The organism is Amycolatopsis ponsaeliensis (assembly GCF_030182635.1).
GTDB lineage: Bacteria > Actinomycetota > Actinomycetes > Mycobacteriales > Pseudonocardiaceae > Amycolatopsis > Amycolatopsis ponsaeliensis.
Window position 1 is genome coordinate 245,938 of record NZ_JAPZLD010000002.1, and the last position, 19,676, is coordinate 265,613.

General features: G+C 72.9%; 17 protein-coding genes. 7 read left to right on the top strand and 10 right to left on the bottom strand.

Going from position 1 to position 19,676, the window contains the following annotated elements; translation table 11 throughout:
- The first annotated feature begins 347 nt into the window (after positions 1-347).
- Positions 348-2,636 (top strand): PQQ-dependent sugar dehydrogenase, encoded by a 2,289-nt coding sequence (locus tag QQ657_RS04035; protein ID WP_350310634.1) that lies wholly within the window; start codon positions 348-350, stop codon positions 2,634-2,636.
- A 32-nt stretch (positions 2,637-2,668) separates the two neighbouring features.
- On the opposite strand, the gene QQ657_RS04040 is transcribed toward QQ657_RS04035, so the two are convergent.
- Complete coding sequence (locus tag QQ657_RS04040; protein ID WP_284740664.1) at positions 2,669-3,937, bottom strand: sigma-70 family RNA polymerase sigma factor; 1,269 nt, start codon at positions 3,935-3,937, stop codon at positions 2,669-2,671.
- A gap of 288 nt (positions 3,938-4,225) precedes the next feature.
- Between QQ657_RS04040 and QQ657_RS04045 the strand changes: the two genes are divergently transcribed.
- A complete protein-coding gene (locus QQ657_RS04045) occupies positions 4,226-5,614 on the top strand; it encodes an alpha/beta hydrolase domain-containing protein (RefSeq protein ID WP_284740665.1) in 1,389 nt (462 codons plus the stop codon).
- 47 nt (positions 5,615-5,661) lie between these two features.
- On the opposite strand, the gene QQ657_RS04050 is transcribed toward QQ657_RS04045, so the two are convergent.
- Positions 5,662-6,525 (bottom strand): DUF4394 domain-containing protein, encoded by an 864-nt coding sequence (locus QQ657_RS04050; RefSeq protein ID WP_284740666.1) that lies wholly within the window; start codon positions 6,523-6,525, stop codon positions 5,662-5,664.
- Positions 6,526-6,682: 157 nt separating this feature from the next.
- On the opposite strand from QQ657_RS04050, the gene QQ657_RS04055 reads away from it, so the two are divergent.
- Positions 6,683-7,111: a hypothetical protein gene (locus tag QQ657_RS04055; protein WP_284740667.1), complete on the top strand. Its 429-nt coding sequence runs from the start codon at positions 6,683-6,685 to the stop codon at positions 7,109-7,111.
- A gap of 48 nt (positions 7,112-7,159) precedes the next feature.
- Here QQ657_RS04055 and QQ657_RS04060 read toward each other — a convergent pair whose 3' ends face one another.
- Entirely contained in the window at positions 7,160-10,264 is a 3,105-nt protein-coding gene (locus tag QQ657_RS04060) for an AfsR/SARP family transcriptional regulator (protein WP_284740668.1), read from the bottom strand.
- Positions 10,265-10,476: 212 nt separating this feature from the next.
- On the opposite strand from QQ657_RS04060, the gene fadD8 reads away from it, so the two are divergent.
- Positions 10,477-12,087, top strand: coding sequence for a fatty-acid--CoA ligase FadD8 (gene fadD8 / locus QQ657_RS04065; RefSeq protein ID WP_284740669.1), 1,611 nt, complete (start codon positions 10,477-10,479; stop codon positions 12,085-12,087).
- A gap of 4 nt (positions 12,088-12,091) precedes the next feature.
- Here the strand turns inward: fadD8 and QQ657_RS04070 are convergent, their stop codons facing one another.
- Entirely contained in the window at positions 12,092-12,961 is an 870-nt protein-coding gene (locus tag QQ657_RS04070) for an RNA polymerase sigma-70 factor (protein ID WP_284740670.1), read from the bottom strand.
- A gap of 134 nt (positions 12,962-13,095) precedes the next feature.
- Here QQ657_RS04070 and QQ657_RS04075 point away from each other — a divergent pair, with 134 nt between their 5' ends.
- Entirely contained in the window at positions 13,096-13,839 is a 744-nt protein-coding gene (locus tag QQ657_RS04075) for an SDR family oxidoreductase (RefSeq protein WP_284740671.1), read from the top strand.
- Positions 13,840-13,882: 43 nt separating this feature from the next.
- On the opposite strand, the gene QQ657_RS04080 is transcribed toward QQ657_RS04075, so the two are convergent.
- Complete coding sequence (locus tag QQ657_RS04080; RefSeq protein WP_284740672.1) at positions 13,883-14,725, bottom strand: peptidase associated/transthyretin-like domain-containing protein; 843 nt, start codon at positions 14,723-14,725, stop codon at positions 13,883-13,885.
- A gap of 175 nt (positions 14,726-14,900) precedes the next feature.
- On the opposite strand from QQ657_RS04080, the gene QQ657_RS04085 reads away from it, so the two are divergent.
- Together QQ657_RS04085 and QQ657_RS04090 are read left to right on the top strand one after the other, a co-directional pair.
- Positions 14,901-15,290 carry a nuclear transport factor 2 family protein gene (locus QQ657_RS04085; protein WP_284740673.1) on the top strand — a complete coding sequence of 130 codons (390 nt, stop codon included), beginning with the start codon at positions 14,901-14,903 and terminating at the stop codon, positions 15,288-15,290.
- Positions 15,291-15,296: 6 nt separating this feature from the next.
- Entirely contained in the window at positions 15,297-15,869 is a 573-nt protein-coding gene (locus tag QQ657_RS04090; RefSeq protein WP_284740674.1) for a PadR family transcriptional regulator, read from the top strand.
- A 60-nt stretch (positions 15,870-15,929) separates the two neighbouring features.
- Here QQ657_RS04090 and QQ657_RS04095 read toward each other — a convergent pair whose 3' ends face one another.
- Genes QQ657_RS04095 through QQ657_RS04115 form a run of 5 tightly spaced genes read right to left on the bottom strand, consistent with a single transcriptional unit; the run spans position 15,930 to position 19,539 of the window.
- Positions 15,930-16,574 carry a response regulator gene (locus QQ657_RS04095; protein ID WP_284740675.1) on the bottom strand — a complete coding sequence of 215 codons (645 nt, stop codon included), beginning with the start codon at positions 16,572-16,574 and terminating at the stop codon, positions 15,930-15,932.
- The gene (locus QQ657_RS04100; RefSeq protein WP_284740676.1) at positions 16,571-17,686 is read right to left on the bottom strand and encodes a sensor histidine kinase; all 1,116 of its coding nucleotides are present in this window, start codon (positions 17,684-17,686) and stop codon (positions 16,571-16,573) included. Before QQ657_RS04100 ends, QQ657_RS04095 begins: the two co-directional genes overlap by 4 nt.
- 25 nt (positions 17,687-17,711) lie before the next feature.
- Complete coding sequence (locus tag QQ657_RS04105) at positions 17,712-18,395, bottom strand: hypothetical protein (RefSeq protein WP_284740677.1); 684 nt, start codon at positions 18,393-18,395, stop codon at positions 17,712-17,714.
- Positions 18,392-19,294: an ABC transporter ATP-binding protein gene (locus tag QQ657_RS04110; RefSeq protein WP_284740678.1), complete on the bottom strand. Its 903-nt coding sequence runs from the start codon at positions 19,292-19,294 to the stop codon at positions 18,392-18,394. The genes QQ657_RS04105 and QQ657_RS04110 overlap by 4 nt, the downstream gene beginning before the upstream one ends.
- Positions 19,291-19,539, bottom strand: a complete 249-nt coding sequence (locus QQ657_RS04115; RefSeq protein WP_284740679.1) for a PLD nuclease N-terminal domain-containing protein — start codon at positions 19,537-19,539, stop codon at positions 19,291-19,293. The genes QQ657_RS04110 and QQ657_RS04115 overlap by 4 nt, the downstream gene beginning before the upstream one ends.
- Positions 19,540-19,676 lie beyond the last annotated feature (137 nt).

A 19,676-nucleotide genomic window follows, 5' to 3' on the forward strand; every position in this document is an offset into this window, starting at 1 on the left:
TCGGCGGCCCGCGGCGGCAGTTGTCTTGAATGAGTCATTCAGGGCGTGAGAGGTCTTGAATGACTCATTCAAGACGTTTGCGCGAGGCACCACGCCCCGTCGACCGGCTCCGGGAGAGCCAGGTCCGGCGACCTCGCCGGAACCCCGGAGTCCGGCGTCATGAACGAGTCGTTCACGACGTTCGGTCCACCGCCGTCACCGGGGCCCGCCGCGGGTCTCGTTCCGCCGCGGAGTGGCTCGACCGCGACTGAGCGGTTCGTGTGCATTTTCCGCCTCGATGTAACAACTATCGGACTTCCGGCGCCATACGGGACGGTCCCGGTCCCCGCGCACCAGGAGTTCGTGTGATGCCTTTCCGCCGTCCCCTGTTCCCCCGAAGATCGAGACGAGCCTTGGCCTTGGCCGTCGTCTTGCCGCTCGCCGGCGCACTGGCCGTCGCGGTCGCCGCGGCCGTGCCTGCCGGGTTCGCCGACACCGTCGCGATCGGTGGCCTGAGCTCGCCGACCGCCGCGGCGTTCGCCCCCGACGGCCGGGTGTTCGTCGCCGAGAAGAGCGGCCTGGTCAAGGTCTTCGACTCCCTCGCCGACCCCACCGCGACCGTGTTCGCCGACCTGCGGACCCCGACCCAGGACTTCTGGGACCGCGGCCTGCTCGGCCTGGCCGTCGACCCCGCGTTCCCCACCCGGCCCTACGTCTACGTCTCCTACACCCTCGACGCCCTCCCTGGCGGCACCGCACCGAAGTGGGGCGACACCTGCCCGACGCCGCCCGGCGCGACCGACCAGGGCTGCGTCGTCACCGGCCGGATCTCCCAGCTGACCATGGGCCCGGCCGGCACCGCCGTCAGCGAAAAACCCCTGGTGACCGGCTGGTGCCAGCAGTTCCCCAGCCACTCGGTGGGCGCGCTGGCCTTCGGCCCGGACGGCGCCCTCTACGCGGGCGGCGGCGACGGCGCCAGCTTCAACTTCGCCGACTACGGCCAGGTCGGAAACCCCTGCGCCGACCCGCCTTCCCCGGCCGGCACCGACCTCGCCCCGCCGAACGCCGAAGGCGGCGCGCTGCGGTCGCAGTCGCCGCGGCGCGCGGCCGGACAGCCGGTGCTGCTCAACGGCACGCTCCTGCGCCTCGACCCCGACACCGGCGAAGGCCTGCCCGGCAACCCCTTCGCGAGCAGTTCCGACGCCAACGCCCGGCGCGTGATCGCCTACGGCGCGCGCAACCAGTTCCGGTTCGGGTTCCGGCCCGGGACCGGCGAGCTGTGGGCCGGCGACGTCGGCTGGAACACCTGGGAGGAGATCAACCGCGTCGCGAACGCCGGGGACGCGGTGGCGGAGAACTTCGGCTGGCCCTGCTTCGAAGGCACCGCCCGGCAAGCCGGTTACGACGGCGCCAACCTCGACCGCTGCGAATCGCTGTACACCGCAGGCGGGCAGACCGCGCCGTTCTACGCCTACAACCACAACGCCAAGGTCGTCGCGACCGACCCGTGTCCCACCGGCGGCTCGTCGATCAGCGGAATCGCTTTCGAGTCGGGCAGCAACTACCCCGCCGCGTACGCCGGCGCGCTGTTCTTCGCCGACTCCTCACGCGGGTGCATCTGGGCGATGCAGACGGCGAACGGCCAGCCGAGCCCGAGCCGGCTGGTCCCGTTCGTCACCGGCGCGAACACGCCCGTGCAGGTGCTGACCGGCCCCGGCGGCGACCTCTTCTACGTCGCGTTGGGCGCCGGAGAACTGCGTCGCGTGAGCTACCCGGGCGGCACCAACCGCCCGCCCGTCGCTTCGGCCACGGCGACGCCGTCGAGCGGGCCCGCCCCGCTGACCGTCCGGTTCGACGGCACCGGGTCCACCGACCCGGACGCCGGCGACGTGCTCTCCTACGCCTGGGACCTCGACGCCGACGGCGCGTACGACGACTCGGCGGCCCCGGACCCGACCTGGACGTACACCACGGCCGCGGCGGTCGACGCCGGCCTGCGGGTGACGGACTCCCACGGCGCGACGGCCACCACGACGGTCCGGGTGACGGCCGGGACGCCCGCCGGGCTCGACCCGGTGCCGGTCATCGACGCTCCCGCCGCGTCGCTGACCTGGGCGGTGGGCCAGACCGTGGCGTTCTCCGGCCGGGCGATCGACGCCCAGGACGGCGACCTGCCGCCCTCGGCGCTGTCGTGGCGGCTCGCGATCCGGCACTGCGCGGCCAACGGCACCTGCCACACGCACACCGTCCAGGACTTCCCGGGCGTCGCGTCGGGCACGTTCGTCGCGCCGGACCACGAGTACCCGTCATACCTGCAGCTCACCTTGACGGCGACGGACTCGACCGGCCGGACCGGCTCGAAAACCGTGGACCTGCAACCGAAGACGGTGACGCTGACCTTCACCTCGAGCCCGGACCAGGCACTGCTCACGGTCGGCGGGACGCAGCAGCGCACGCCGTTCTCGCGGACGGTGATCGCCGGTTCGACCAATTCGATCAGCGCGGACAGCCCGCAGAACCTGCCGCCGCTCAACTTGAAGTACGCCTTCACGAGCTGGGCGCACGGCGGGGCGCGGACGCAGAACATCGTCGCGCCGGCGGCTTCCGCGACCTACCAGGCGAAGTACCGGCTCTGCTGGTTGCTGCAGCCCTGCTGACCGGGGTGACCCGGCCCCGCGGCGGGGCCGGGTCAGCCCGTGGGCTGCTTCGTCTTTTCGGCCTTCTTCGACTCTTTCGCGGCCTGCTTGGACTCTTTCGCCGCTTGCTTCGACTCCTTCGCGGCCTGCTTCGAGGCTTGCTTCGACTCTTTCGCCGCTTGGTTGTCGTTCACGGACGTCCCGGTGTCGTCCGCGGCCGCGGACTCTCCCGCGGCCGCGGTCTCGCCGGGCGCACCGGCCGGGACGGACGTGAGCTGCGCCCCGGAGGTGGGCTGCTGGTCGCCGCCGGCCGGGACGTCCCCCGCGGGCCGCGTGTCCACCGGCTGTGTCGTCGAGCCGTCGGCGCCGGTCGCCGGGGGCGGCGGTGCCACGTCGGAGGTGCTCGCGCCGATCGTCACCGTCGTGACCAGTGCCGCGCTCGCGACGGCCACCTTCGCCGCGGTGGCCCACGAAAGCACGGAAGCGCCGGTGCTCGCGGCCCCGGACGAGGCGAGGGACCCGGTGGTGGTCAGCCAGTGCGTCACGACCGGGATGCCCAGGATGAGCGGCGCGACCGCGGCAGGCAGTTCCTCGTTGAGCTCCCGGAGACCGACGGCCAGCTTCCGGCAGTCCGGGCAGCGGTCCAGGTGCGTCGTGATCCGGTGCGCCTTGTGGTCCCCGACGCCGTCGCGCACCCAGCGGGCCAGCTGGCCGGAGACGACCCGGCAGTTGCGCCGCCGGGCCTCCGGGACGTGCTGGTCGAGGTACGCCTGCCGCAGCCCTTCCCGCGCGCGGTAGGCCAGCGCGGCTACGCCGTTCGGCGTCATCCCGAAGTCCTCGGCGATCTTGGCCGGCGAATCGCCCTCGATCTCGGTCCGCCACAGCACCGCCCGCCACCGCTCGGGCAGGCTCGCGAACGCGCCCGCGGCGACGGTGCCGTGCATCCGGTTGTCCACCGGCTCGTCGCTGCCTTCGCTCGGCAGGATGTCCGGCACCTCGGCGACCAGCGAGACCGCCGCGTCGCGCCGGCGCCAGCTGATCATCGTGTTCCGGATGGTCGTCAGCAGATAAGGCCGGAATTCCTCGTCCGGACCTTCGCCCGAACGCAGAATCCGTAGTACGCGGGTGAATCCTTCGGCGATGAGGTCGTCCCGCTCCGCCGCGTCCGCCGCGATCGCGGCCGCCACCCGGCGGGCCGCGACCAGGTGCCGGTCGTAGAGCTGGCTGTACGCGGCAACGTCCCCACCGCGCACCGCTTGGATCAAGACCGCGTCGCTCGGGACGTCCGTCGTCCCGGCCACCGCCGGTGCCACCTCGGTCACCCGCACCTCCCCCTTTGCCCGTGCGCTTGCACGTGCAGAACGTCACGCGATAGTCGTCCAACGAGAGGCCGGGCGCAAGGTTTCGGCGCGGAAAGCCCTTTTTCTTCCGTGGTGAGTATCCCGGACCCGTGTCTTGTCAGGTGACTGAGCACTCCGGCCCGGTTTCGTCCCGGCCCCGCGGCCGGTCGTTGCCGCGGCGTGACCGGGCGGGTAGAGACGAAGGGCGGTGGCCACCGCACCCGTGTCCGATGTGGACGGTCAGCGTCCGCCTCCAGGAGGGTCTCCCCCATGCGCAGAGTCGTCTGCCTGCTGCTGACCTTGCTTTTCCCGGCCGTGGTGGTCCCCGCGGCGGCCGAAGCGGCCCCGGCCCCGACCGTGACGGCAGTCCCCGCGAACGCCGGCAAGGGCCGGCCGGTGAGCGGCGCCCAAGGCGTGCTCGACCTCGCCGGCCGCGGGTACGTCGAGCAGGAGTATCTTCTGTCCGGCCAGGCCGATACGTACGCCCAGGACGGCCTGTGGACCGACGACGGCCGCTGGGCGACGCACGTCGCCACCACCGGAAACCCCTACACCACACGGATGGTCGTGGTGCGGCCGGGCGATCCGGCGCGGTTCACCGGCACGGTCGTGGTCGAGTGGCTGAACGTCAGCTTCGGCGTCGACATCCCGGTCGACTTCTCCCAGTCGTACGAACACTTCCTGCGGGAGGGGTACGCCTACGTCGGCGTGACGACGCAGAAAGCCGGAGCCGACAAGCTGAAGAGCCTCGACCCCGGCCGGTACCCCACCGTGGACCTCGCCTCCGACGCGCTGTCCTACGACGTGTTTTCGCAGGCAGCACAGGCGGTCCGGACGCACCCGGAGCTGCTGGGCGGCCGGACGCCGGCGGTCGTGCTCGGCACCGGGCACTCGCAGTCCGCGCTGCGGCTGACCACGTATGCGAACGCTGTTCAACCGGTGCGCGGGGTCTACGACGGCCTCATGATCCACGGCCGGGCCGCCCTGGCCGCTCCGATCGGCGAGGGTGTCATCGGGCCGTTGTCCGCCCGCATCCGCACCGATCTGGCCGTTCCGGTGTTCGTCCTGCAGTCCGAGACGGACGTCGTCGCGTCGGCTTCGGTCCGGCAGGACACCGCCCGCGTGCGGACGTGGGAAGTCGCGGGCACGGCGCACGCCGACCAGTACGGGCTGGATCTCTACAACGCGGCCAACGCCCGTGACGGGTCGATCAACGGCGGCGCGCCCACGACGTGCGACAAGCCGGTGAACAGCATGACGTTCCGGTACGCGGAGAACGCGGCCTTCTCCTACCTGGACCGGTGGGCCCGTGGTGGCGCGGCCCCACCGGCCGCGACGCCGATCTCCCTGCTGCTGGGCCTGTTCGTCCGGCGCGACGCCGACCAGAACGCCCTCGGCGGCGTCCGGCTGCCCGACCTCGACGCGCCGGTGGCCGCGTACGCGCCGAACAACAGCGGCGGCAACGTCGCGGGCGCGTGCCTGCTCCTGGGCACGACGACACCGTTGCCGGCGGGCCGGATCCGGCAGCTCTACCCGGACCACGCCACCTACGTCGCGAAGTTCACCGCCGCGGCGGACCGGGCGCTGCGGGCCGGGTACCTGCTGCCCGCCGACCACGACGAAGCCGTCGCCCGCGCCCAGGCGGCCCCGATCCCGTGAAGCCACCGCGAGCCCACCCCGCGGAAGGTGGGCTCGCGGCCGGGGTTTCAGTCGGTGTCGAGGGAAACGGCGAGGTCGGTGATGGCCAGCGGGAGCTGCCCCACCGCGCTCGTCGCGCCGGTCAGCAGGTTCACGCTGTACAGCGTCGCCGAACCACCGGCCGGGACGATCGTCGCGAACGCCGTCGCCGAGACCGTCTTGCCGTTGACCAGGTCGCTGTAGATGTCGAGCCCCGCGTTCGGGGTCGCGTCCACGCCGAGCGCCCCCGTCGGGGCCAGCGTGCCGTTGTTGGCCGGCGACTGGATGACCAGCTGGTCCGTCGTCGTGTTGACGCCGAACAGCGTCGTCGCGGTGTCGGGGTTCAGGTCGTTGTTCGTGTACGCCGACGCCGTGACGCCGCGGGCCGGGCCGGTCAGCGGCGGGGTGGTGAGGGTGGTGTCCTCGGTCGTCGTGCCGTCGTTGAGGTTGTGCCGCAGGTTCTGGCCGTTGTCGCTGACCACCCGCAGCCGGTCGGCGGCCGGGTTGAAGTCGACGCCGAAGTTGGTGCCGTACAAGGGGACGGTGAGCTGCGAGACCTTCTTGACCACGACGTCGGCCGTCACCGGCGGCGTGGTGATGGTGTAGATGCCGCCGAAGTTGCCGACGCCGTACATCGTGTTGTTCTGCACGCGGATGTCGATCCCGAGCAGCGACGTGTCACCGCTGAGGCCGGTGACCACCCGGACCCAGTTGAGCACCTGCGGGCGGTCGGTGGTGAACATGGCCATCAGCGTGCCGTCGGCGGTGATGCCGAACGTCTGCAGCCCCGCCGCCTGCGCCACGCTGTCGCCCGCCGTGGCGACCGAGACGCCGGTCGCGGCCGACAGGACCGCGGCCGCGGCGGCGATCCCCCTCTTGAGCCGTGCCTTCATGGGTGCTTCCCCTCCTGGAGCTTCCGTGGGCGAACCGAAGCTATTCGGGCGAACTGGACAGCCGTTGGACGTCGGCTGGACTGGGCGGAACGGCGTCTTGCGGGCGCCCTCCCGAGCCAGAACAGTGGGACCACAGCCCGGAAACAGGGGGTACGAGATGACCATCGGACGCAGACTGGGAGCGCTCACGGCCGCCACCGCGGGACTGCTCACCGCCATCCCGTTCGTCACCGGCGCCGCGGCCGGCGCCGCGGAGAAGACCTGCTGGAGCATCGAACCGATCGAACTCGCCCTCGAAGACGTCTGGAGCTACACGTATCAGGTGTCGTGGTGCGCGGAAGGAGCGGAAATCGTCTCGGTCGACCCGGTGATCACGCACCAGGTGATCGCCCCGGTCTGCAGCTGGGTGGGCAGCGTCGAGGAGTCGGTGACCAAGTCCCCGGACGGCCGGGCCCGCACGGCGTTCAACCTGAGTGAGTTCTTCTGCCCGGGAGACATCGGGGCGAAGGGCGTGACCCCGTGGGCGATCGTCACCCTCCACCCGGACGGGACCTACACCGTGGACGCCACCGGAATCCACCCCTGACCCCACGTCTTGAATGAGTCATTCAGGTCTTCGGAGGTCCTGAATGACTCATTCAAGACACCGCTCCAGCACCGCGAGCGCTTCCGCCGTTCCGTGGCCCGTCTCGCGGTGGACCGCCAGCGCGCGGCGGGCGTGTTCGGTGGCGGCCGCGCGATCGCCTTGGGACAGCAGGATTCCGGCCAGCACCGTCAAGGCCTGGCCCCGCAGGGCCCGGTAGCCCGCCCGCTCGGCCAGCGCGAGCGCTTGGCGGGCCGGGGCGGGGTCGGCGGCGGCCGCGGCCAGGCCGATCAGGGCGTCGGCCTCCGGGTAGCGGTCGCCGGTTTCGCGGATCAGGTCGAGGGCCTGGCCGTAGCGGCGGATCGCGTCCGCCCGGTCGCCGGTGCGGTGCAGGACGGCTCCGAGGGCGGCCAGCGCCTCCGCCTCGGTCCGCGGGTCGCCGGCTTCGCGGGCCAGGGCCAGGCCCGCGCGGGCGCCCTCGATCGCTTCGTCGCGACGGCCCAGGTCGCCGTGTGCCACGGCCAGCCGGCTGCGCGTTTCGGCTTCGCCGCCACGGTTTCCCGCCTCGCGCTGCAGGCGCAGCGACCGGCCGAGCAGCTCGGCCGCCTCGGCCGGCTGCCCGCGGGCCCGCTGCGTCTGCCCGAGGTTGGCGAGGTTGATCGCTTCGCCGTAGCGGGAGCCGATCCGGCGGAACCGGCGCAGCGCCTGGGCGTAGTGGTCGGCCGCCTCCGCCAGCCGGCCCATCTCCCAGTGGACGAGCCCCAGGTTGGCGCACGCGACGGCCTCCCCCGCGACCTGGCCGATCCGGCGGCTCAGCGCCAGCCCGCGCTCGAACCGGGACGCGGCCGCGGCGAGCCGCCCGGACTGCCAGTAGACGCACCCGAGGTTGCCGAGCACCGCGGCCTGCGCCTCGGCCCAGCCCGCCCGCCGGGCCAGCAGCAGCGCGGCGGTGTAGTGCCGCACGGCCGGCCGGTAGCGGCCCTGGCGGAACTGCAGATCGGCGAGGCTGAGCCGGGAGACGGCCCGCGCCCGCGCGTCCCCGTCCGCTTCGGCGGCGGCCAGCCCCGCTTCCGCGGCGGCCGCCCATTCGACGCGGCGCATGCACATCCAGAAGTAGCCCCGGAGCGCGTCCGCGAGCAGCCACGCCATCGGCCGCGGCCCGGCGCCGGCCGCGTGCCGGACGGCCGCGACGAGGTTGCCGCGTTCGGCGTCCAGCCAGGCGGACGCCTCCCCGAGCCCGGCGAACCGGCTTCCCGCATCGGGGACGGGCAGCCGCAGCATGTGCGGATAGAGCAGGCGGGCCGCGCCGTCCACCGCGCCCAGGTACCAGTCGTACAGCCGGCCCAGCGCGCCGTCGCGGTCCGGCTCGGCCTGTTCCGCGGCGTAGCGGCGGAGGAGATCGTGGAAGCGGTAGCGGCCCGGGAGGTGCTGCTCGACGAGGTGCGCGCCGGCGAGCTTTTCCAGCAGCACGCCCGCCTGCGCCGGCTCGATGCCGGCGAGCGCGGCGACGGCCTCGGTGCCCGCGTCGGTGCCGGGGACCAGGCTCAGCAACCGGAACACCCGCTGCGCGTCGGCGGGCAGCGCGGCGTGCGACAGGGCGAACGCGGTCCGCACGGCCGTCTGCTCGTCGCCCTGCACCGCGAGCGCCGCGAGGAGGTTGCCTTCCCGCAACTCCGCGACATAGTCCTCGATGCCGTGGCCGGGCCGGTCGGCCAGGTTGGCCGCGGCGATCCGCAGCGCGAGCGGGAGGTGGACGCACAGCTTCGCGAACTCGACGGCCGCTTCCGGCTCCTCGCGCACCCGCTCGGGCCCGAGGACGCCGCCCAGCAGCTCGACGGCGTCTTCGGGGTTCAGCACGTCGAGCGTGAGCCGGCGCGCGCCGTGCACGGCGACCAGGCCCGTCATCCGGTCGCGGCCGGTCACCACCACCAGGCACCCGGGCCCGGCGGGCAGCAGCGGCCGGACGTGCTCCGGGCCGGCGGCGTTGTCCAGCAGCACCAGGATCTTCCGGTCGGTCGTCAGGGTCCGGTACAGGGCCGCGGCGGTTTCCGCGTCGGCGGGCACGCGTTCGGGCGGGATGCCCAGCGCGGCGAGGAACTGGGCGAGGATTTCGACCGGCGGCGCGGGGGCGCCGGGCGCGTGCCCGCGCAGGTTCGCGTAGAGCTGCCCGTCGGGGAACCGGTCGCGCACGCGGTGGGCCCACCGCACGGCCAGCGCCGTCTTGCCCACGCCCGCGGTGCCGGAGATCGCGGCGATCGCCACTCCCGCCGCCGGCACCTTGTCCAAAAAGGACAGCTCCGCGGTGCGGCCGGTGAACCCGCCGGGCTCGGCGGGCAGCTGCTTCGGGATCCGCTGTGCCGGCCGAGGTCCGACCGGCTCCGCGGCCGGGACCCCGTCGTCGTGCAGCAACGCGGCGTGGGCGGCCAGGAGCTCCGGCCCCGGATCGATGCCGAGCTCTTCGACGAGCCGGCCCCGCGTCCGCCGGTAGAGCCGGAACGCCTCGCCCCGCTGGCCGAGGGCGTGGTGGGCGCGGATCAGCAGGGCCTGCGCAGATTCGTCGAGGGGCTGCTCGGCGGCGGCCTCGGCGATCCGGGGCAGGACCTCGGCCGCCGCGCCGACGGCGATCATCGCGTCGGCGTAGCGGGAAAACGCTTCCCGGTGCTCCGCGACGAGGGACACGACCTTCGGGTGCGCGGCCAGCGAAGGGACATCGGCCAAGGGACGCCCGCGCCACAGCTGCAGCGCTTCGCCGAGTGACGCCGCGACGCGGGCGATGTCGGCTTCGTGGTGGGCGTCGTTCGCCTCGGCGATGAGCCCGCGGAACCGCCACAGGTCGACGTCGACGGCGTCACGCCGCACCGCGTACCCACCGCCGATGTGCGGCAGCACCCCGCTGCCGGAGCGCGGCGCCCGCTCGGGTTCGAGCAGCCGGCGCAGGTGCTTCACGTGCGTCTGGACGACGTTCACCGCGCTGGGCGGCGGCCGGTCGCCCCAGAGCGTGTCCACCAGTTCGCGCCGGGCGACGGCGTCACCGCCGGCGAGCGCGAGCAACCCGAGCACCGCGCGGCGGCCGGGTGGTCCGAGCTCGAGCTCCACGCCGTCGCGCCACGCCCGCACCGAACCCAGCACCTGGATGCGCACCGACCTCGTCGCCACGTGTCCCCTGCCATCGGCTGCCGATCACCGAACGTAGCGGCCCCGGCGGCGGGGGCACAAGGAAGTGGCTCCGCTCAGCCCAGCGGCGCCCGTCGGGCGGGCTAAGGGGCGGTTTCCGGTGATGAAACCTGTTCCACCGAAATGCGAGCCGGACACCCCTTGCCCTGTGCGGGTATAGTGCCGAAAACAGTAACGTGTTCTAGTCTGACGCCGTGGAAGGGACCGGGATGGACGAGCAGGCGATGCGGTATCCGAACCACCTCGGGCATCTGGTCGTCTCCGCCCTGAAGCGCCACCGGGACGCGCCGGTGATGGTGCTGGGCGAGACCACGATGACCGGGGGCGGGACCGCCGAGCAGGTCAGCCAGTACGCCCAGGCCTTCGAGGAGCTCGGGGCCGGCACGGGCGCGGCGGTGGCTTTGCTGTCGCTGAACCGCCCCGAGGTCCTGCTGATCATCGCGGCCGGCCAGCTGCAGGGGTCGCGGCGCTCGGCCCTGCACCCGCTGGGCTCGCTCGACGACCACGCCTACATCCTCGGCGACGCCGCGATCACCACGCTGATCATCGACCCGGTCCCGGCGTTCGTCGACCGCGCGCTCGGCCTGCTCGAGAAGGTGCCGGGGCTCACCCAGGTGCTGACCATCGGGCCGGTGCCCGAGAAACTGGCCCACGTCGGCACGGATCTGACCGCGACCGCCGCGAAGTTCGAGCCGGGCCCGCTGAAGCCCGCCGTCCTCCCGCCGGACCAGGTCGTCTCGATCACCTACACCGGCGGGACGACCGGCAAGCCCAAGGGCGTCATGGGCACCGCGCAGGCGATGGCGACGATGACGCAGATCCAGCTCGCCGAATGGGAGTGGCCCGAGGCGCCGAAGTTCCTCATCTGCACGCCGCTTTCCCACGCCGGCGCGGCGTTCTTCGCCCCGACGCTGCTGAAGGGCGGCTCCCTGGTCGTCGTGCCGAAGTTCGACCCCGCCGACGTCCTGCGGATCATCGAGGAGGAGCGGATCACGGCCACCATGCTGGTGCCGACCATGCTCTACGCCCTGATGGACCACCCCGACTCGCGCACGCGCGACCTGTCGTCGCTGCAGACGGTCTACTACGGCGCCGCGTCGATCAACCCGGTGCGCCTGAAGGAGGCGATCGACCGGTTCGGGCCGATCTTCGCGCAGTACTACGGCCAGTCCGAGGCCCCGATGGCGATCAGCTACCTCGCCAAGGGCGACCACGACGACGCGCGGCTCTCCTCGTGCGGGCGGCCCTCGGCGTTCCTGCGCACGGCGTTGCTCGACGCCGACGGCAATCCGGTCGCCCCGGGCGAACCCGGCGAGATCTGCGTGGCAGGCCCACTGCTGGCGGCCGGGTACTGGAACCTGCCGGAGGTGACGGCGGAGACGTTCCGCGACGGCTGGCTCCACACCGGCGACGTCGCCCGCGAGGACGAGGACGGCTTCTGGTTCATCGTCGACCGCGTCAAGGACATGATCGTCACGGGCGGGTTCAACGTGTTCCCCCGCGAGGTCGAGGACGTGGTGGCCGAGCACCCGGCGATCGCGCAGGTGGGCGTCATCGGCACCCCGGACGAAAAGTGGGGCGAAGCGGTGACGGCGGTGGTGGTCCTGCGCTCCGACGCGGCCGCCGACGACGCCGCGATCGAGCAGTTGACGGGTGAGATCCAGGCGGCGGTGCGGGAGCGGAAGGGCCCGGTGCACGTGCCGAAGCAGGTGATCGTCGCGGCGTCGTTGCCGATGACGGGGCTGGGGAAGCCGGACAAGAAGGCGCTCCGGGCCCAGTACGAGCCCAAGAGCGCGAGCGTGTAGGGCGTTATACGGCGGCGACCGCCTTGAGCTTGCCGGGGTTCATCATCCAGAGCACCTGGTCGATGCCCTCGGCCGAGGCGGTCACCGTCAGGACCGTGAACACCTCGCCGTCGCGGGTCAGCAGCATCGCGTGCGCGCCGTTGACGAATGCCGGAGTGGTCGTGACGCCCACCCAGAAGCGGTCGTGGAACGCGCGGACGTACTTGGCCACCGTCGTCGCGCCGCGCACCGGGATGCGCGACGCGCGGGCCAGGCCGCCGCCGTCGGAGTAGCTGATCACGTCGGCCGCGAACAGCTCCTCCAGTGTCGACAAGTCGCCTTCCTGGGCCGCGGTCACGAACGCGGTCAGGAGCCGCCGCTGCTCGGGTGGCGCGGCCGGTGTCCGCCGTTCCGCGGCGAGGTGCTTGCGCGCGCGGCTGACGAGCTGCCGGGCCGCGACCTCTGTCGTCTGCACGATTTCGGCGATCTGGGCGTACGGGTAGTCGAAGGCCTCGCGCAGCACGTAGGCCGCGCGCTCGGTCGGCGTCAGCTTCTCCAGCAGGAGCAGCACGGCGAGTTCCAGCGCGGCGCCCCGCTCGGCCCCCAGCTGCGGATCGGCCGCGGTGTCCACGGGCTCCGGCAGCCACGGGCCGACGTAGGTCTCGTGGCGTGCGTAGGCGGTTTTCGTCGCGTTGATCGCCAGCCGCGTGGTCGTCGTCGCGAGGTAGGCCGCCGGAGTGCGGACGGCGGCCCGGTCGCTGGCCTGCCACCGCAGCCAGACCTCCTGGAGCAGGTCCTCCGCGTCGGCGGCGCTGCCCAGCATGCGGTAGGCGATGCCGAAGAGGCGTGGCCGCACGTCGGCGAAGACGGCGGTCGCGTCGTCGAGGTCCGGCATGCGGTGCGGATCCCTTCGGGGCGGCGGATACGGGCCGGAGCGTACCGCCGGCGGGGCTTTGTCACGAATCCACCGGCCGTCTTGTCGTAGTGGGTGCGCGGCCATTCCGGGCGCGCCAAAAGGAGGGAAGTCCCATGAAGGTCGTCGTCATCGGCGGAACCGGCCTGATCGGCACGAACGTGGTCACGCGGCTGGCCGGGCACGGCCACGAGGCGGTCGCCGCCGCCCCCAGCACCGGGGTGAACACCCTGACCGGCGAAGGGTTGAAGGAGGTGCTGCTGGGCGCGGACGTCCTGATCGACGTCTCGAACTCGCCGTCGTTCGCCGACGACGACGTCATGCACTTCTTCCGCACCTCGACCGGGAACCTCGTGGCGGCGGCGAAGGAAGCGGGCGTCGGGCACTACGTCGCGCTGTCGGTGGTGGGCACGGACCGGCAGCCGGACGTCGGGTACTTCCGCGCCAAGGTCGCGCAGGAGAAGCTGATCACCGAGTCGGGCCTGCCGTTCTCGATCGTGCGGGCGACGCAGTTCTTCGAGTTCGCCGGCGGGATCGCCGACACGTCGACCACCGACGGCGTCGTGCGGCTGCCGGGCGCCGGCGTGCAGCCGATGGCGGCGGCCGAGGTGTCCGCCGCCGTCGCCCGGACCGCGGCCGGGCAGCCGGTCGGCGGCCTCACCGAGATCGCCGGCCCGGAGGTCTTCGGTCTCGACGAGTGGGTGCGCACGGTGCTGACCGCGCGCGAAGACCCGCGCGAGGTCGTCACCGATCCGAAGGCGCCGTACTTCGGCGCGGTGCCGGGACCGGAAGAGCTCCTGCCCGGGCCGGGGGCGACGCTCGCGGAGACCAAGCTCGCCGACTGGCTGACCCGGTCGTGACCGCACCGCACGGGTGGCCCCGCGCCACCCGTGCGGCCCCGCGCTAGACGCCGTCGTGGTCCGGGTCGGCGTTGAGCACGATGCAGCCGACGTACCCGTCACGGGCCTTCGTGACCTTCAGCAGCATGCTCGGCCGGTAGATCGAGTCGCCGTCGTTGAAGGTGTCCCGGCCGGTGCGCTGCGCGTAGGGCTGGGTCGCCATCACCTCGGAGTTCAGGGTTTCGTCGAACATCAGCTGCGTGGTGAGGGTCTTTTCGTTGCCCACGTGCACCATCACGTGGACGTGGATCGTGCGGCCGCGGTACCAGCCCGGCCAGATCGTGGTGAACTCGACGGTCCCGCGCTGGTTGGTGACCTGGGCGCCGCGCAGGTACCGCTTGTCGTCGGTCGGGTCGAGGTCGGTGTCGCCGCCGGGCGGCGGGCCGCCGGTGGGCGGGGTCCCCGTGGGCGGCGGACCGGTGGGCGGCGTGCCACCACCGCCGCCGGACGCGGCTTCCGCGCCGGAGTACAGGCCGCCCGCGTCGCAGTGCCAGATCTCGACGACCGCGTGCGGGATCGGCTTGCACGTCTCGCTGTCCTGCACCTGCAGGGCCAGCCGCAGCTTCGCGCCCTGCTTGTCCTCGCGGACGTCGCTGCGGATCTTGTCGGCGTCGAAGTAGTACGGGCCCTGGGTGGTGGACGCGGTGAGCGTGCAGGTCCGCGCGCCGGCGAACAGCGCGGTGAGGTCCGCGTCGGTCACCGCCTGCAGCGCGACGGTCTCCCCGGTGGACGTCGTGACCGGGCTCTTGCCCGCGCACGCCGTGACGAGCGCGCCCAAGCCGACCGAGCTCACCCCGGTGAGCAGCCGGCGCCTGCTGACGCGTTGTCCTTCATGGTCGTGGTCCATGCGTGTCCCTTCGCGGTCAGGTTCGGGAGTAAAGGCCGGTTGACGGTCGCCTGATCCGGCCTTGACCCAAGGTGGCGGCCGCGGCTGTGCCGGAGCTGTGGTGAGGCTGTGGGTCGCCGAGCGGTCACGGACGGGGTACGCTGCTACTCAACTTGTTGACTAGGTGAGGTGAGGCATGACCAGCTTCCGCAAGGCCGTCGAGGCCCGTGATCCCGACGCCATGGCCGCGACGCTCGCGGAGAACGTGGTGTTCCGGAGCCCGGTGGCGTTCCGGCCGTACCCGGGCAAGGCGATCACGGCCGCGATCCTGCGCGGCGTGCTGCGGGTGTTCGAGGACTTCCGCTACGTGCGCGAGCTGAGCGGCGGCGAAGGCCGCGACCACGCGCTCGTCTTCGAGGCCCGGATCGGGGACGCGCGCGTCGAGGGCTGCGACTTCCTGCACTTCGACGACGACGGCCTGATCGACGAGTTCACGGTGATGGTCCGGCCGCTCTCGGCCGCGCAGGCGCTGTCGGAAGCGATGGCGGCCCAGTTCGACCAGATCCAGCGCGAAGCACTCAACTAGTTGACTATGTCACTGCGCAACGCGCTGCTGGCGGCGCTGCTGGAGGGTGAAGCGTCCGGCTACGACCTGGCGAAGGGGTTCGACGCGTCGGTGGCGAACTTCTGGGCGGCGACCCCCCAGCAGCTCTACCGCGAACTGGACCGGCTGGCCGCGGACGGCCTGGTCCGCGCCCGGCTGGTCCACCAGGAGAAGCGGCCGGACAAGCGCCTGTTTTCGCTGACGGAGGCGGGCGAGCGGGCCCTCCACGACTTCACCGCGCGCCCGCCCCGCCCGGGCGTGATCCGCGACGAGCTGCTGGTCCAGGTCCAGGCCCTCGACGCCGGCGACGAGACGGCGGTCCGCCAGGCGCTGAAGGAGCGCATGACCCGGGCGGATACGAAGATCGCCCGCTACGAGCGCCTGCGGGCGGGCCTGCTGGACGGCCGCTTCGAGGACGACTACCTGGCGGAAGCCGAGCGGGTGGGGCCGTACTTGACGCTGATGCGCGGGCTGTCGTTCGAGCGGGAGAACCTCCGCTGGTGCGAGCAGTCGTTGAAGATCCTCGAGCGCCGGGCCGCAACACCGGACCAAAGGTCTTGAATGAGTCATTCAGGTCTTCGGGCGTCCTGAATGACTCATTCAAGACGTTCCGGCGGCGGGTCAGCTCAGGCCGGCGTCGTGGACGAGGATCGCCACCTGGGTGCGGTTCGCCGCCTCCAGCTTGGCCATGATGTGTCCGATGTGGACCTTCACCGTCGACTCGCTCACCACCAGCGCCTTCGCGATCTCGGCGTTGCTCAGCCCGCGTCCGATGTGGACGGCCACGTCGTGCTCGCGCGGCGTCAGCGAGGCCAGCCGGAGCCGCGCGCGCGAACTCCCGCCCCCGGAAGCGAAGTCCGCCAGCAGCCGCTTCGTGATCTTCGGGGACAGCATCGCCTCGCCGCGGGCCGCCACCCGGACCGCGTTGACCAGCTCGCGCGGCGGCGTGTCCTTCAGCAGGAAGCCCGCCGCGCCGTGGCGCAGGGCCGCGTACACGTACTCGTCCACGTCGAACGTCGTCAGCACCACCACCGCCGGCGCCGCCGGGTGCCCGGCCAGCCGCTTGACCACCTCGATGCCGTCCACCTTCGGCATCTGGACGTCGGTCAGCACCACGTCCGGCCGGAACCGGTCGGTCAGCTCGACCGCCCGCACGCCGTTCGTGTCCTCGGCGACCACCTCGACGTCGTCGGCCGACTCGAGGATCATCCGGATGCCGCTGCGGACCAGCTCCTCGTCCTCCAGCAGCACGACCTTGACCGTCACAGTCCCTCCCCTACCGGAAACCCCGCCAGCACCTGGAACCGCCCGTCGCCGGTCGGGCCGGTGCGCAGGTCGCCCCCGGCCAGCTCGACGCGTTCGCGCATGCCCACCAGGCCGTAGCCGGATCCCGGGACGGCGCTGCCGTGCGGGGTCAGCCGGTTCGTCACCTCGACCGCCAGCCGGTCGCCGGTGACTGCCAGCCGGACGTCGACCGCCGCGTGCGGCGCGTGCTTGCCCGCGTTGGTCAGCGACTCCTGCACCACGCGGTAGGCGGCCCGGCCGACCTGGTCGGGCACCGCGGGCAGCGGGTCCGGCAGTGTCAGCTCGACCCGCGCCCCGGTCGCCGCGACCTGCGCCACGAGGTCTTCCAGGGACGCGAGCACGCCCGGATCCGGGTCCGGGGCGTCGTCGCGCAGCACCCGCAGGATGCCGCGCAGCTCGTCCAGGGCGACCGCGCTGGTGGCCCGGATCGTCTCGGCGGCCTGCTCGGTCTGCTCGTCCGGCGCCCGCAGCGACAGCGCCCCGGCCTGCAGCGCGACCGCCGTCACCCGGTGGGCGACGACATCGTGCATCTCGCGTGCGATCCGCCGCCGTTCGGCGAAGACGGCCTGGTCGGCCAGCAGCGTCCGGGTGCGCTCGGCCTCCTCGGCGCGGTCCCGCAGCACGCCCAGCAGCGCGGCGCGCTGGTGCATCCACAGCCCGGCCAGCACCGGGCCGAAGACGAAAGACACCAGCACGATCACGACCTGGGTGAAGCTCTCCGGAGCGCTCAGCACCGGCAGGACCTTGCCGGCGATCCCGGCGACGACCACGGCAATCCCGGTCACCCAGCTGACGCCGTGCCGGGCCGCGACCGAGTACTGCGCCACCATCAGCGGCAGCAGCGTCACCCCGGCCGGCATGCACGCGACCGCGACCAGCAGCACGAGGAACGGCCACCGGCGCCGCGCCAGCAGGGCGAGCCCCGAGACGAGCACCGCCGGGACGTAGAGCGCCGGGTGCGGGTCTCGCGGGTCACCGCCGGTCAGGGTCACCACGATCACGGCCGCGGCCACCGCGACGTCGAGCGCGAGCAGGACGACCCGGCCGTCCCACCAGCTCAGCCAGCGCTTCATCGGGTTCAGGTTAGGGCGCGCCGGATCAGCCGTCACGGCGAGCCAGGGTGAACGTGGCCGCGCCGAGGGCGAGCACGACCAGCGCGGCGAACACCGCGGTCCCCGGCGGGGCGAACAGGGCCGTGCCGCTGAAGGGCAGCTCGCTCACCGGCACGCCGGTGAGCGCGGAGAGGGTCGTCTCCGCGACGAACGTCCACACCGCGAACACCCCGACGGCGAGCCCGGTGTGCCGCAGCAGCCCGCCGAGCGCCACCCCGGCGAGTCCGGACAGGACGGTCAGCACGAGCACCCCGCCGGCCGCCTTGCCTGCCGCCCCCGCGCCGGCCGGCAGGGCACCCCCGCCGGTGAGCACTCCGGCGGCGGTCAGCACCACCATCAGGACGCCGCCCAGCAGCCCGAGCCCGGCGGTGACCAGCGCCCGGGCCGCGACGATCCGGACCGGCGAGCGCAGCACGAGCCGCGTGGTCGCAAGGGTGCCGTGCTGGTGGTCGAGCCCGAACGCGGCGACGCCGATCGCGGCGACCAGCAGCGCCCCCAGCCGGTCGACGAGGCCGAACGCCGAGGTGAACGCGTCGAGGTCGCCGAGGTCGCGCTTGAGACCCCAGTACAGGCCCGACACGAACTGCAGCGTCCCGGCGGCGGCCAGGAGCAGCCACGTCGAGCGCAGCGACCGGGCACGCAGCCATTCGTAGGCCAGCGCGTTCTTCACGGCAGCTCCCCCCGGTGCCGGACGGCGGCCGCGGTCGCGGCGAGGAAGGCGTCTTCCAGCCCGCTCTGACGCACGAACAGCTCCCGCACGCCGACGTCGGCGCGGCCGGCGACCGCCGCCACCCGTTCGGTGTCGGCGGTGTCGACGACCAGGTCGGCGGCTTCCTGGCGCACGCGCAGGCCGTCGCGGGCCAAGGCGACCAGCAACACGCTGGGCCGGTCGACGCGGACCACGACGTCGGCGCGGGCGTGCCGCCGGACGAACTCGTCCAGGGGCCCGGCCGAGACGAGCCGCCCGGCGCCGATGACGATCAGGTCCTCGGCGAGCAGCGCCATCTCGGCCAGCAGGTGCGAAGACGCGAGGACCGTGCGGCCCTCCCCCGCCAGCCGCCGCAGGAGGTCGCGGATCCACCGCACGCCTTCGGGGTCGAGCCCGGTCGCCGGCTCGTCGAGGATCAGGTACTCCGGGTCGCCGAGCAGCGCCGTGGCCAGGCCGAGCCGCTGCTTCATGCCGAGGCTGAACCGCCCGGCGGGCCTCGTGCCGACGGACTCGAGGCCGACGGTCGCGAGCACCTCGCGCACGCGCCGCGCCGGCAGGCCCCCGCCCGCGGCGACCATCCGCAGGTGCGCGGCGGCCGGGCGCGCGGGGTGCACCGCGGCGGCGTCGGCCAGCACCCCGACCGTCCGCAGTGGACCCGGGACCTCCGCGTAGGTCCGGCCGCCGAAGGTCGTGCGGCCGCGGCCGCGGGTCAGGCCGAGCATCAGCCGGATGGTCGTCGACTTGCCGGCGCCGTTGGGTCCCAGGAAGCCGGTCACCACGCCGGGCCGCACGGTGAAGGACAGGTCTTCGACGCCGGCGCCGCCGCGGTAGGTCTTCGCGAGGCCTTCCGCGACGATCACCGGCGCACCGGCACGGAGGCGTCACGACGGCCGAACACGAACCACAGCAGGCTGCCCAGGAACGGCGCGCAGAAGGCGAAGATCACCCAGACGAGCTTCATGCCGCCGCTGAGCCGCGAGCCGAGGATGCTGATCAGCGCGACCAGGAACAGCACGACGAAGGCCAGCAGGATCGCGCCGGTCAGGCCGAGCACGAGCCACGACCAGGTCTGTTCGTGGCCTTGGATCAGGGCGGCCGGGTGCATGGGTCTCTCCTCACGTTCGGTCTCTCGCCTCCGAGATTCGCCGATCGCGCGTGCCCTCGCATCCGATCTTCGGGGACTCCGGGATAGGCGGAAAGTACTAGGCCGCCCGGCCCGCTTGTACGGCTCTTGTACGGGGC